The organism is Paenibacillus sp. 32352 (genome assembly GCF_002042965.1).
Lineage (GTDB): Bacteria > Bacillota > Bacilli > Paenibacillales > NBRC-103111 > Paenibacillus_S > Paenibacillus_S vulneris.
Genome location: NZ_MZNT01000010.1, coordinates 269,769 through 283,812 on the forward strand (window position 1 = coordinate 269,769; position 14,044 = coordinate 283,812).

Genomic DNA, 14,044 nt, shown 5'->3' on the forward strand with positions numbered 1-14,044 from the left:
GTTTCCCTCACTTCCATTATTTCTTATAAGGATCGGCGGCATCGCGCAAGCCGTCGCCCACGAAATTGTAGGCAAGCACCGTAAGGATGACCGTGCCGAGCGGGATCAGCTTCCAAGGGTATAAGGCGACATTCTCAATTTGCTGTGCCTCCTGCAGCAGCACGCCCCAGCTTGTGGCCGGTGAACGGATGCCGAGACCCAGAAAGCTCATCGCGGTTTCGCCCAGAATCATGGACGGGATCGCTAACGTAGCGGCTACGACCAGGTAACTGATGAAGCCCGGTACCAGGTGCACCCGGATAATTTTCATATTGCGTACCCCGGAGATTTTGGCCGCCATAACATAATCTTCAATCTTTAAGGAAATGAATTTGCTTCGTACAACCCGGGCTAGCCCCGTCCAGTCGATAAATGCGAGGATGATCGTGATATAAAAATACATTTGAACGACCGGGATTCTGGGCGGAATGGCGGCAGAGAGCGCCATCCAGAGCGGAAGCGTCGGAAAGGAGCGGATGATCTCGATTAGTCTCTGGATAATGGAGTCGAGCAGGCCGCCGAAGTATCCGGATATGCCGCCGATCACAATGCCCAGGATGAAGCTGATGGTTACGCCGACCAGCGGAATGCTTAATGAAATTTGGCTGCCGAGCACAATTCTGGAGAACAGGTCACGTCCCATGCCGTCCGTGCCGAACAGGAACAGCTTTCCGGGCGGATCCACCCCGAACAGATGTTTATTCGTGGGAATGAACCCCCACAGCTTGTAGCTCTCTCCCTCTACGAACAGCCTGACGGGGTATTTGACTTGCGTATCGTCCACATATATTTTGCGGAGGGTGACCGGATCCCTGCTCGATTTAAGCCCGTACACAAACGGCTGCAGATGAAACTTCCCTTCCGCATCAATCCACCTTACCGCCATAGGTGCCGTATTAATATACTGGCTGTCATAGCTCAGGAGCCCCTGCGGGGCGATAAATGGGGCGAATAGGGCAACGACGTATAATACCAGCAGGAAGACCAAGCTCACGCGAGCCAGCTTATGCTTCTTGAATTTCTTGTACATTAAGCGCCACTGTGAGCTGTAATATTCCTCGGTCGCAGCCTTCGCCTTGCGTCTGCCGAAAAGCGGGGTCGGATGTTTGAGTATCGTTTTCATTCGCTACGCACCTCGATATTCCGTCCGGATTTTCGGATCAAGCCAAGCAAGCAGAATATCCGAAATCAATGTTCCGAACACGGTCAAAATGGCCATGAAAAACAACCATGTCCCTGCCAAATACATGTCTTGTGCAAGCAATGCGTTATACATAACGGGTCCTTGCAGCGGAAGGTTCAGTACAATCGCCGTGATGGTGGATCCGGTAAAGATATGGGTCAATGACCAGCCGATGGTGCTGATAATGGGATTGATCGCAGCACGGGTCGGATATTTCAGTATAATCTTCATCTCCGGCAAGCCTTTGGCTCGGGCCGTTACCACGTTGGGCTTATTGATCTCCTCCAGCATCTGTCCTCTCATGACACGCATAAGCTCGGCGGTACTTGCCATGCCGATGACGATGATCGGGATGACCATATGCTTGAGCAGGTCGAGCACCTTCGCAACCGACCAGGCGCTGTTGGCATGTTCTTCTGAGAAGAGTCCGAGCATCGGATCGCCTAGATACACATAGGAGAGGTACATCAAAATAACCGCCAGCAAGAAGTGGGGCGTTGCCATTCCGAGAAACCCAATGGCCGTGAAGATGTAATCTCCTACGGTGTATTGCTTAATAGCACTGTAAATGCCTACAGGGATTGCAATTAGATAAGTGAAGGCCATGGTAACCAAGGAAACGATCAATGTCAGGGGCAAATATTGTCCGATGACCGCCGTCACCGGCTTGTTGAAATTGTAGGAGTACCCGAAGTCAAAGTGCAGAATAATATTTTTGGCCCAGTAAAAGTATTGAATAAACCAGGGCTGGTCCAGACCATATTGCGCTCTCATTCGCGCCATATCCTCCGTTGTCATGACATCTCCTGCCGCTGCCATTTTGGCGGCATAAGTCGAGACGAAGTCGCCCGGAGGAAGCTGTATGATGTAAAAAACGATCACGGAGATCACAAATACGACAGGAATCATGAGCAGGCATCTTCGTACGATATATCGCAGCATCCGTTCTCCCTCTTTTCTTAGAAAAGGGGGAAGTCACTCCCCCTCTTGGGTCACTGACGATTACTTAAAAAAGAACTGCGCTGGATGCGCATGGCCCAGATTGCGGAATTCGTCGATATCCACCAGCTCCTTCGGAACGTTCCTCAGGTTATTCTTCACCACAGTCAGCGACGGCGTAGGGCCGGTATAACCGATCACCCATTGATTTTTCTGGTGCAGCTTGATGATTTCATTGCTGTATTTCAAAATTTCCTCCTGATTTTTGGCTGCCTTCACTTTATCCCAGTTCTCCAGGATTTTGGCTACGTCCCCTTCCGGCTTCACGCCTTCCTTCCCTTGCGATTGGGTATACAGTCCGTAATGACCGAGCCAAGGGGTCAGTACCCGAAGCGGAACCAGTTCGTCCGGACGATACGCTACGTTGACCAGGTTCACCGTATTCGGGAAGGCCGGCACCTTGTTGCCGTATTTCAGATCCTGTAAGGTACCCTGATCGACGATTTTCAGGTCGGTCTTGATGCCTACCGCCTCGAAATATTTCTTGATTAGTTCCATGAAAGGCGCATTTGTGGTTGTATCGGTATAGAAGGTGAGTGCCAAATCTGAGCCGTCCGCGAACAATCGGAACTTCTGGCTATCCCGCTTCGTTAAGCCGATTTCATCAAGCAGCTTGTTAGCCTGGGCTACGTCATAGGTCGCCCATTGCTTCTCCCAGCCCTCCTGGTAGCCAACCAAGCCCTTCGGAACCGATGCCTGCTGCGGCTTACCGAGTCCGCTGGTGATAATCTCGGAAATTTCATTGCGATCGACGGCGACGGACAACGCTTCCCGGAACCGGATATCCTGGAACAAGGTGCGGTACTTCGGATCCTCCGTCGTCTGATTCAATTGAATGCCGGTGCTCGACCACGCGGTATTCGTCCACTGCAGTACACGGTAGTCGCCGCGCTTCTCATTTTCCTTCAGTACCGTGAAATCTTTAAACGTAAATTGGTTCAAATCGTAATTACCCGCCAAGGAGTCAAGCAGGGATTGGTTAGGATCCTGTATTTTTTTCAAATTGATCCGGTCGATGTAAGGAAGCTGTTTGCCTTGCTCGTCAACCTTCCAATAATACGGGTTGCGCTCCATAACGAAAACGTCGCTGTTCGGATCGTTTTTGGCATGCCATGCTCTAAGGGTTGGAATCTGCGGGTAGATCCAGAAGTAGTACCCTGTTTCAACAAGGAACGATTTAACATCCTTAAAGCCCCACTGCTTCGCAATTTCAAGCGCCTTTTCCTCGCCTACAAACTCGGGAAGAATCGTCTTGTGGAAGTGAGCGGGGGCGAAAAACCACTTATTGTCAATAGCTACCCGTTCCAAGAACAGTACGCTCGGATATTTATGCTTCACTTTAAAGGTGTAATCATCCACCTTCGTCACTTCCGCGAGGGCTTTCTCCCCTGTGATTGGGTCAACCGAATAATAGGCATCGTAAATTTTCTTGCCGAACGTTTCTTTCTTAAGCATGTGCTCCCAGTAGAAAATGACGTCGTCCACCGTAAACGGAGCTCCATCGGACCATTTCATACCTTTACGCAGATGAATCGTAAATTCCGTGGAATCCGCATTCACCTCATAGCTTTTGGCTACGTTCGGTTCGACGCCGCTGCCGTCTGATTTAAAACGAAACAACGCTTCCTCCGTCGGCTTTCCGATAGCCCATCGGTCGTTCGGCCCTTTCCACGGCATGCGCCATTCCCCGCCATATTTGCCGATTTCCTCAACGACGCCTTCCACCATCACATCTTCCTTTGCAGGAATTCGTTTGTCGATCGAAGGCAGGCTTCCTGACTTCACCGCTTGCTCCAGCACCGGAGACTCGGTTAAAGCGCTTACAGAAAGAACTGGCGTTTTGGTCGGCGTCTTAGCCGGTTCCGTGACCTGCGGCTTGTCGGCTGGCGCCTTCGCTGTATCATTGCTGTCGTCACAAGCGGCTGCAAAGAGAATGAAGATTAGCATAAGGACATAAACGGATAATCGCTTCACCATGCAAATACCCCCTTCAAAGGATCCAACCCAATCAAGCCCTGCTTTTCATGAAAGCTTGCATGACTTACGTAAACATAATCCCATCAGCCGGATTGTTGGCCGGTCCGTGTCCCCTCCTCCCCTTGCTATGAAACCGGTTAATGAACGACAAACGACTCCTCTTGTGTAGGACCACATTCAAAGCTATTCACACTTAAATTGGAAACATACTTCGCGTAAGCGCTTACTCAAATCCTGCCACTTTAGAGCCTTGTACTTTCAATTATTATATTCTTCCCTCCAGAAATAATGCTATTCTTTGAAAATATATCTCTCCCGCTCGCAACCGGAAAAATATACGGATTGTGACAATCCGTGTCAACGTATCAAGTCAGCGATCGGTACAATACTTTCATCCACCTTCAGGTCATGATTCATCCTTACACCCGAAGCAGCGATAAGCGGCAAGATGTCCTCCAGCCGATGGATCTTCATAACTGTCACTGTCCCGCCACACTCTACAGCCACGGATAATGCCTGTATTTCTTCATAAGTCAATTCGGAGAGGCTATGCCATGTACCATCGACTGAATGTACATGATCATCATGGGCAAGTATGGGCACTCCATCCCGTGTAACCCGAATGTCCTCCTCTATGACGTCCACCCTAAGCCGGATACCGGTCACCACCGACTCTATTGTATTGTCTATTGTCCCCATACACCCGCTATGTGCGGTTATTATCGGAAATAATGACGTATTCAAATCTCCTTTCGATTTAGATAGCGCTGTCCTTCTCTCTAAGGTTAAGCGCCTAACCTCTCGCTTTCGCGGCTCTAAACATTGCCTGGCGAAACGGCGCCGCTCTTTTTTCACATTATGCCGAATTTCATAAATCGCTCATCCCCCTGTTCGTTAACGACAAAGTCTCGACCTGATCGGTCAATCATTCCTCAAGCAAGTAACTGATCTGCCAGCCTAACGCCTACTTCTCCCGCGGTGTGATCATAACAAGTGCGAGCATACAGCAGCACTTTTAACAATCAAATTCCTTGGGGTCAAACAAAATGACCTCCTAAACGAGAAACGAGCCTTAGGATCGATTCCAGAGGCTCGTTTTTCTTTGATTTTTTTCGTGCATGGCACTATGATGCATGGTATGCAAACGGCTGGGACCGCCGGAACCCTTATCGGGCTCCGGCAGGCTGCTATATGACGTATGAGGCCGGTCGATTACTTACTGCTCAAGCACAAATTCACCAGATCGTCCACATGAGCGGTAGCCAGGCATTCCACCGTATCAGCGCCTCCGTAGTAGATTTTCACCTCGCCGTCGTCCTCGAGAATCATACCCCCAGGGAAAATGACGTCATTGCGGAAGCCTTCCCGCTCATAGAACGTTTCCGGGGCCAGCAGCGGCTCGCTGCTCATGCCGACGATCTTGTACGGATTGTTCAGATCAAGCAGCATGATACCGGCACAGTAGCGCTTCTTCCAGAACGGCTCCCAGCCGTTCTTGCCGCGGGACGGATCGATGTCCACCGAGTGAAACGTTGTCAGCCAGCCCTTCGACGTCTTGATCGGCGGTGCGCCCGGGCCAATCTTGTCATTGGCGAAAGGCACCTTCTCCAGACCGAGCAGCAGCTCCGTGTTGCCCCAATATTTCAAATCCGGCGAGTCGGAAATCCAGATGTCGAAGCTATCCTTGCCGGCCTTGCCGTACACCGGGAACGGGCGCTCCAGACGCACGTATTTACCACCGATTTTCTCCGGGAAGAGCACCATGTTGCGGTTGTCCGGCGCCGACATGCTCAGCACCTCGAAGCTGACAAAGTCGTCCGTCACCGCCACCCCGCCGCGTACGCCGTGCTTCGTATCCACCGCGAAGCAGAGATAGCAGCGTCCATCGATGACCGTCAGGCGCGGGTCGTACGTGCGGATGATCTCCTCGCTCTCAATGCCGAAGCAAGGCTTGCTCTGCACATCCCAATGAATGCCGTCTTCGCTGAACGCCAGCCCGATGTTCGTCGTGTTGCTTGGCAGCAGTGTCTGCTCTTCCACATTGCCGTAATCGTTGCGGAACAACATGACATAGCGCCCTTCATATTTGGTTACACCTGCGTTGAACACAAGCGCAGGATTGTAAGGAACGTCCGCCGCCGTCAGAATCGGATTGTTCGGATGACGGGTAATGATCGGACTGGATTGAAGAGAGCCGACGATAGACATGATATGATGCCTCCATAATAAAATGTATGAAAAACCAGCTAACAGTGGACTATTACTTCTTCACCTTAGCGTACCAATCATTAACTTCCTTGTAGCTCGCATCGCCGCCGGCCGCCTTGTACTTGGCCAAGAAGACGTCGAGATTACCGATCTGCTCCGCTCCGAAGATGAGCTTGGTTGTGTAGTCACCCGCCATCGTGTTGAGCGATTGGAAGCTCTTGGAGAACTCCGGCATGTAAGGCGCATAGCCTAACAAGTCGGCGACCTTGGTCGTCTCCGGCTGCACCCGGTTCATAAAGTTCCAAGCGTCAAACAGGCGCATATCTTTGCGCACGCGGGCTTGCCAGTAGATCGGGTAGTTCTTGTCGTCCGTACCGGTCAAGAAGTTGTTCGCCTGGTTCCGTTCATCAGTAAAAATCGGGTTAATCGGCGTATAATTGCCATCCTTAAACGTATAGTGTTTGTTCTCCTCCCCAATAGCCATCGTCTTGAAGGTGTCCTTTTCCAGCTTGGCGTTCATCCACTTGACCACATCCTCCGGATGCTTCGAGGCTTTCGGAATGAACGTAATGCGGTCGAAGCCCTTGGTCGCGGACAAGCCGACTTGCCCGTTCTTTCCTGTCAGTGCTGGGATAAACCCGCCCTTGGCCGCAGGCACGTTCTTCGTCAGGGCATCCATAATCGCCGGTACGTCGGACCAGTTCATCATAATCATGCCTGCCCGGCCGCTGGTGAATTTTTCTTTTGCGGTAGCGTCCTTGTTAGCGGCATATTCCTTATCCAGCAGCCCTTGCTTGAACAAGTCGGTGACGAATGCGACATAGTCCTTGTAAGCCGGGTCCATGACGCGTGGCGTCAGCTTGCCATTCACATCGTTCCAGAAGTTTGGCATACCGAAAGCGCCTACAATGTTAGCGATGAAAGATGCTTCACCGCTAACCGTCAGTGGAATGTTTTTATCCCCATTGCTGCCGGGATCCTTCTCTTTAAAAGCCTTCAGCACAGCCACCAGCTCATCCAGTGTCGTCGGCGCTTTCATCCCGACCTTGTCCAGCCAGTCCTGGCGAATAAACAAGTTGGTGTTGACGGTGAAGAGGCTTTTGGTCGGAATGGCATACAGCTTGCCGTCCACCTTGGCCGCTTCCAGCGCTTCTGGATCGACCGCAGCTTTAATATTTGGACCGTATTTATCAAGAATCGGACCGAGGTCAACAAGCGCGCCTTTCTTGGCATAATCGGAATAAAGTGCCTTAAAATCGGTGGAACCCGCCGTTGTTACCACATCATAAGGCTCGCCAGATGCGATCAGAATGTTCAGCTTATCCTGCGGCTTATCCTGCGGAAGCATATCGTACTGCACCTTGTAGCCGGTGGCCTGCTCCAAAAATTTGGCTACGGGATATGTGTTGTAATCGTCCTTCTGCCAAATTTGCAGAGCTTTCAATTCCGGCTTGGGGCCGGCGGATGCACCCGGAGCTGCCGACGATTTGGAGCCAGTATCGGCTCCTGTGCCCGTGTTATTGCCGCAAGCGGCCAAAGCTGTGACCGACAAGCAGGCGGTGAGTGATAGGAATGTCAGTTTTCTGTATTTCTTCTGCATACGTAAACCTCCCCTAATAATGTTAGCATATCATTAAGCCCCTATGGTTTGGGCATTAACGCAAACTCAACCTTTCACAGAGCCGATGAGCACGCCTTTGACAAAATGCTTCTGCAAATACGGATACACCAGCAGCATCGGAATGATAGAAGCGATGACGGTGGCCGCCCGAATGCCTTCCGGTGAAGCGTTCATCAACTCGTCCGCCGTCTTGCTCATCGAGGAGCTGTCTGCATCGAGCACGATGTCACGAAGGTACAGCTGCAGCGGCTTCAAGCTCGGGCTCGTGATGTAGAGCATCGGGTTGAAGTAGTCGTTCCAGAAGTATACGGCGTAGAACAGCGCGATCGTTGCCAGCACGGGACCGCTAAGAGGCAGCACGATCCGGAACAAAATCGTCAGGTTGCGGGCACCATCCATTTTGGCCGATTCCTCGAGCGCTTCGGGTAAAGATTCGTAGTAGCTTTTGATCACAAGCATATTGAACACACTTATCAGTGCCGGGAGAATGATGGACCACAGGCTGTTCACCAGATGAAGCTGCTTTATAAGCAAGTAATTCGGGATGATCCCGCCGTTGAACATCATGGTGAAGATGAACAGAATCAGGATTAGGGAAATACCGGGCAGATGTCTCTTCGACAAAGGATACGCCGTGATTGCCGTGAGCAGGATCGAGAGCAGTGTCCCAACGATTGTGATGAACAGCGAGACGGAGATCGAATGCAAGAATTGAGCCGAGGATACGACATACTTCATCGTCTCCAGCTGAAATCCGACAGGAATTAGCCCGACCTGGCCGGAGATGACAGCCGATTCCTCGCTCAGCGCCTTGGACAGCACGTTAACGAGCGGGAGCAGCGTGATGAGTCCGCAGATCAACAGCAAGATATAAATGAAAGCGTCTAGTGACCAGTCACCTAAAGTTTTTTTACGCATAGTTCGATCCACTCCTACCAGATGCTTCGTTTGATGAGCTTCTTGCTGAGCTCATTGCCCAGGATGATTAAGATGAAGCCGACGACGGAATTAAACAGCCCGACCGCTGTGCTGAAGCTGTAATCCTGCTGGCCAAGACCTTGCCGGTATACGAACGTGCCGATGACGTCGCCCGATTCATAGACAACCGAGTTGTACATCGTTAAAATTTGCTCGGTACCGGCTTCCAGCAAATGTCCAAGGCGCAGCACCAGCACAAGAATGATCGTCGGCAGGATGCCCGGTAGTGTAATGTAGAGCATTTGCCGGATGCGTCCCGCTCCGTCGATGGAGGCCGCCTCGTACTGCTCCTGCTCGATACCGGCGATTGCAGCGATGAAAATGATGGCGTTCCAGCCGGATTCCTTCCAGCCGGCGGTGAAGACGAGGACACTCCGGAACACGTTGTTGTCAAGGAAGAAAGAGATGGGCGTTCCACCGAAATATTGTATGACGTTGTTGACCATGCCTCCGCTTGGCGACAGAATCGTCACGAACAGCCCGGAAATGATGACCCAGGATAAGAAATGCGGAAGGAAAATGACCGTCTGCACCGTCCGCTTGAACCATACCTTCCTCACCTCGTTCAGAAACAGCGCGATCAGGATCGGGATCGGGAAGAGCAGGACGATTTTGTACAGGCTGATGATCAGTGTGTTAATAAAGACGTGGTAGAACTCCTCCGAATGGAACAGCTTGTTGAACTGGTCGAGCCCCACCCACTTGCTGCCGGACACGCCGTCGAAGATGTTGAAATCCATGAATGCAATGACAATGCCGTACATCGGGGTATATTTGAACAATAGCAAGAACAGCAGCCCCGGGAGCAGGATCAAGTAAAGATCCAAGTTGGACCGGATCAGCCTCCATCGATCGCTCTTGACTGTGGTACGCACTTTTCTGCGCTTCAAGCTTACATCAGTCACGCTCATCGTCGACTCACCTCCAAGTTGTTATGTGTTTATTATAAGGAGGATGTCAGGAAGGCTGTAGATGGTGATATTTTTGTTTCTGGTAGTTTCTTATGGTCTTGGCCGGGAGATGTTTCAGTGCCGACGTTGGTGCGCGATGGGTAGTGAGGTGCGTATGTAGAGGTTGGTGCGGAGTGAGCAGCAGCACAAAAGCTCCAAAGGATATTCATCCCGGCTGCTGGCTGAAAACACCATTCAGTTATTGAACCGACAGTTGTGATATCGAAGTACTTAACGATCCCGACCGATCCTTCGGCGATATGCAGGAGCAGACTCTCTGGATTATTTTTTATATGATGATCCGAATTTTCGAAGCAACCTGTTTTTTCTTCTTTTGCAAGTTTTTGAGCTGCTTATATGTCATTGAAAGTCGGTACAGGCTTATCGGCAACTGCTATAAGAAAAAGGCATTGGGTTTTATCCCGAATGCCTCCTCAGTATTGATTACTTCAGCGTACCGAGCTGGACCTCGCAAGGGCTGTACCTGCAGGTGTATGCCGACGGGGTTACTGTTCGCGGACGTGATTTCATAAACCGCACCTGGATTAAGGAAACCGATTGAACGATCCCGCTCAAGGTCTAGCAGAAGCAGCTGGGCCTTGTTTGTCTTGTCGTACTCCCTTGGACCTGACGGTCACTGTCGTTCCTGCGCCCGGCTCCGACTGAACCGTCAAACCGTACTCCTCGCCGGCGAACAGCTTGATCCGCTCGTTCACATTATACAACCCGTAGGAGCTGCCAGTGCCGTCCGCCCTCATATCAGGCCGCGGCTCCATGAGCAAACGATTCGCAAGCTCAGGTGCCATGCCGATGCCATCATCTTGCACCGATAGCACCAGATCCTCCCCCTCCATTCTTGCACGGATGATGATTTCTCCGGACTCACGCTCCGACTCCCGAATCCCGTGCAGCAGCGCATTTTCCACGATCGGCTGCAAGGTCAGCTTCGGCATCACATAGAGCTCCAGCAGGTCTTCCACCTGAATATGGAACACGAAGCTCCGCGGGAACCGGCTCTGCTGGAGCTCCAGGTACACCTTCGCCAGCTCCAGCTCATCGGTGACGCTGACGACATCCTGGCCTTTATTTAAGCTCAAGCGAAAATAACGGGCCAGCCCGCCAATCATTTGGCTGATCTCGGGAGCTTTATGCCCGATGGCGACCCAGTTGATCGTATCCAGCATATTGTAAAAGAAATGCGGATTGATTTGTGCCTGCAGCGCCCGCAGCTGTGCTTCCCGCTCCTGCACTCTCGACCGGAACGTCTCCTCCATCAAGTCATGTACCTTGTGGATGAGGTTGTCGACGCTTTTTTCCAGCAGATTGAGATCCCCGCCCCCGTCAGCCGCCCCGGACCGCTCGTCCAGCCGTTCGATGCCTTCCCGCTTGATCATTCTAATGACGGTCTGCATTCGGTTGTTCAACCCTCGAACGACAAGAGCCATCAGAATAAAAACCAACAGCAGGAACAAGAGCGTAGCTCCCAGCAAAGTGACAATGCCCGATACTTGGTTAAGTGCAACGGCGCGCGAGCTGATCTCCGCTTTTGGCACCTCGACCACCAGCTTCCAGCCGGTGGAACGAATAGTCGTGAAGACGACATAGCTTTGGTCCTTATCTCTGACGATGGGGGATACGCCCTCCCCTTTGCCTGCCATGGCTTGCACCACACCGTCAGACTTCAGCCTCGTTCCAAGCAGTGACCGGTCCTTGTCCAGCACAATGGTGCCGTCAGGAGCGAGCATATACACATGCTGTTGATTGTTCAGCTGGATCGTCGACAGAATATCCTCAAGCGTCTTGACCGTCACATCGATGACGAGTACGCCCGAGAACGCATCGTACCTGTCGGGGTCGCGCAAAACCCGAGCATTCGATACTACATAGATGTCGCCCTTATCGATATATGTTTCCTCATACGCTCCCGTCCAGATCATTCGGCCGCCTGCGTTTGCCACCTCCGGGTACCATGAACGGTTCAGCAAGCTGTCCCACGGGAAGAAGTTCACTCGCTCGTTGGAAAAGTATTTCGAACTATCGACGAACAACCGGACGCGCAGCACCGCAGGATTCGCTTGGGCGTTATCGATCAGGTAGCCCAGTTCCTTCATCGCATCCAGCTGAGCGGCATAGGACGACGATTCCCGCAGGTACGTATGCAGCTTCGGATTCATCAGGATGGCATTGGACGTGTCGCGTATGGAATCGAACCGGCTGTTCAGGTTAATTTCTGCCTGCTTCAGCGTCTGCAGCATCGTCTGCGTCACTTCTTCATCCAGAATTTGCGAGGATTTCTGGGTGTACCAGTACAGCAGCACAGAAGCCGGCAGCAGAATCAGCACCACATAAGCGATCAGCCAACGTCTTGCTGCCACCACGCTTTTGGTGAGCATCAGCACATATCTCCAGCTTCGCGACAGGAACCGCCTCATCTGCTTCCACCGCCTTTACAACACATCATCCCGATACGAGCTCGGGGTGAATCCGGTATATTTCTTGAACAGCTTGCTGAAATAACTGGGATCCGAATACCCGACTGCATAACAAACTTCATAGAACTTGTTGGCTGGGTCCCGCAGCAGTGCCTTCGCCTGCTCTACACGAACCTTGGTTAAGTACTCGTTTATCGTCTCGCCTGTCTCTTGCTTGAACAGCAGGCACAAGTACGTAGTGGATAAAAAAACTTCCTTCGCAATATCCGAGACCTGCAGATTCTCCGCGTACCGCTTATCAATCAACGCTCGGACGCGCTCGATCACATTCTTCGACTTGCCGCTTCGCTTCTCACGAATCCGTCCACACACCTCGAGCAAATACTGCTCGACAAGCTGCTTGAGATCACCCAAAGTCTCCTGCTGGAATACTTGAACCATCAGCTGGCTCTCCTTTTCCTCCGCATCCTTCCGGGACACGCCGAGTTCCAGCTGGACCCGACCTGCCAGAAGCAGCAGCTGCAGGCTGATGTTGCGCCCGTATTGGAAGCCCTCCCTACGCTTTCGGGCTAACGCATCATAGATTTCCTGAAGACCGACCAGCAGCTTGTCCTCATCCGCCGCTTTCAGCGAGGAGATCATCCGCTCGTCCTGAGCCGGGTCGAACCGATAGACACCGTCATCGCTCTGCTCCAGATTGTCCATGGAGATGATCTGGTTCTTCCCAAGGTGCCACCGCTGATCGGCGGCTTCTCTGGCTTGAGCGTAGGAACGCGGCAAAGAGGCTAGGCTTGCAATCTGCTCTCCGACGCCAATGGTCACGCTAATTTTCAAATACTGATAGAGCGCACCCTGCACATCCTCTGCCAATTTAAAGAGAAGTGACTCCTGGTCATCCCCCTCGTTCATTCGAAGGATGCCTACGAATTCGACCATGCGGTTCTCGAAGACGTAGCCCCCGATCTCCCGGTCGATCAGCTCCTGTACGATATTGAGCACGGAGTAGGACAGCAGCTGCTTGTCCCGCTCGGAGCGGGACTCCACGACGTCCGCCGAATTATCGAAACGGATCACAATGACCCAGTAAGGAGCCTCAAACGGCAGGTGAAGTCCCAGAAAATCGATCCGATCCCGTATGCGAAGAGGCGAAGCAACTCCGTCGCGAATGAGCGACATGAGGAACTTTTCGCGCAGCAGCGGCATGCCCTGGGTAAGCTTCACCTGCATGTCCACAAAGAGCCTGCGCTCCTGCTCCTCCGTCCGCAGCGTGTCGACGACGCGCTCCATCACCGCTGTAAGCTCGTGGACATTGACGGGCTTAAATATATAATCGACCGCTTTCACCTGCAGCGCCGATTTTAAATAATCCGCATCATTATGCCCGCTGATGAAGACGATCTTCAACTGCGGGTAACGCTCGCTAAGTATATTCGACAGCTGGATGCCATTCATCTTGGGCATGCAGACGTCGGTCAGCACCAAATCCGGCTTGATCCGCTCAATAACCTGAAGCGCCGCCAGTCCGTTCTCCGCTTCGTCCACCACTTCGATTTCGTAGATGCTCCAATCAAAATAATTTTTCAATCCATGCCGAACTGTCGGCTCATCGTCAACGATGACCAGCTTGAACATCGATGTCAGCCTCCCACCTTAGCAA

At 52.0% G+C, this 14,044-nt stretch carries 10 protein-coding genes; all 10 read right to left on the reverse strand.

All coding sequences use genetic code 11. From position 1 onward, the window contains the following. Nucleotides 1–16: 16 nt before the first annotated feature. A complete protein-coding gene (locus B1728_RS23220) occupies nt 17–1,162 on the reverse strand; it encodes an ABC transporter permease (protein WP_079912787.1) in 1,146 nt (381 codons plus the stop codon). A gap of 3 nt (nt 1,163–1,165) precedes the next feature. Then, the gene (locus B1728_RS23225; RefSeq protein WP_079912788.1) at nt 1,166–2,164 is read right to left on the reverse strand and encodes an ABC transporter permease; all 999 of its coding nucleotides are present in this window, start codon (nt 2,162–2,164) and stop codon (nt 1,166–1,168) included. A 60-nt stretch (nt 2,165–2,224) separates the two neighbouring features. Further along, entirely contained in the window at nt 2,225–4,198 is a 1,974-nt protein-coding gene (locus tag B1728_RS23230) for an ABC transporter substrate-binding protein (protein WP_079912789.1), read from the reverse strand. Nucleotides 4,199–4,555: 357 nt separating this feature from the next. Beyond that, on the reverse strand, nt 4,556–4,942 hold the full coding sequence (locus B1728_RS23235; RefSeq protein ID WP_079912790.1) for a glycerophosphodiester phosphodiesterase: 387 nt from the start codon (nt 4,940–4,942) through the stop codon (nt 4,556–4,558). 468 nt (nt 4,943–5,410) lie between these two features. Then, nucleotides 5,411–6,406: a glycoside hydrolase family 130 protein gene (locus tag B1728_RS23240; RefSeq protein ID WP_079912791.1), complete on the reverse strand. Its 996-nt coding sequence runs from the start codon at nt 6,404–6,406 to the stop codon at nt 5,411–5,413. A gap of 52 nt (nt 6,407–6,458) precedes the next feature. After that, nucleotides 6,459–8,006 carry an extracellular solute-binding protein gene (locus B1728_RS23245; RefSeq protein WP_079912792.1) on the reverse strand — a complete coding sequence of 516 codons (1,548 nt, stop codon included), beginning with the start codon at nt 8,004–8,006 and terminating at the stop codon, nt 6,459–6,461. A gap of 66 nt (nt 8,007–8,072) precedes the next feature. After that, nucleotides 8,073–8,945 (reverse strand): carbohydrate ABC transporter permease, encoded by an 873-nt coding sequence (locus B1728_RS23250; protein WP_079912793.1) that lies wholly within the window; start codon nt 8,943–8,945, stop codon nt 8,073–8,075. A 14-nt stretch (nt 8,946–8,959) separates the two neighbouring features. Next, nucleotides 8,960–9,916 carry an ABC transporter permease gene (locus B1728_RS23255; protein WP_079912794.1) on the reverse strand — a complete coding sequence of 319 codons (957 nt, stop codon included), beginning with the start codon at nt 9,914–9,916 and terminating at the stop codon, nt 8,960–8,962. A 611-nt stretch (nt 9,917–10,527) separates the two neighbouring features. Continuing rightward, nucleotides 10,528–12,387, reverse strand: coding sequence for a sensor histidine kinase (locus B1728_RS23260; protein ID WP_079912795.1), 1,860 nt, complete (start codon nt 12,385–12,387; stop codon nt 10,528–10,530). Between the two features lie 15 nt (nt 12,388–12,402). Continuing rightward, nucleotides 12,403–14,019, reverse strand: a complete 1,617-nt coding sequence (locus B1728_RS23265; RefSeq protein ID WP_079912796.1) for a response regulator — start codon at nt 14,017–14,019, stop codon at nt 12,403–12,405. Nucleotides 14,020–14,044: the final 25 nt, after the last annotated feature.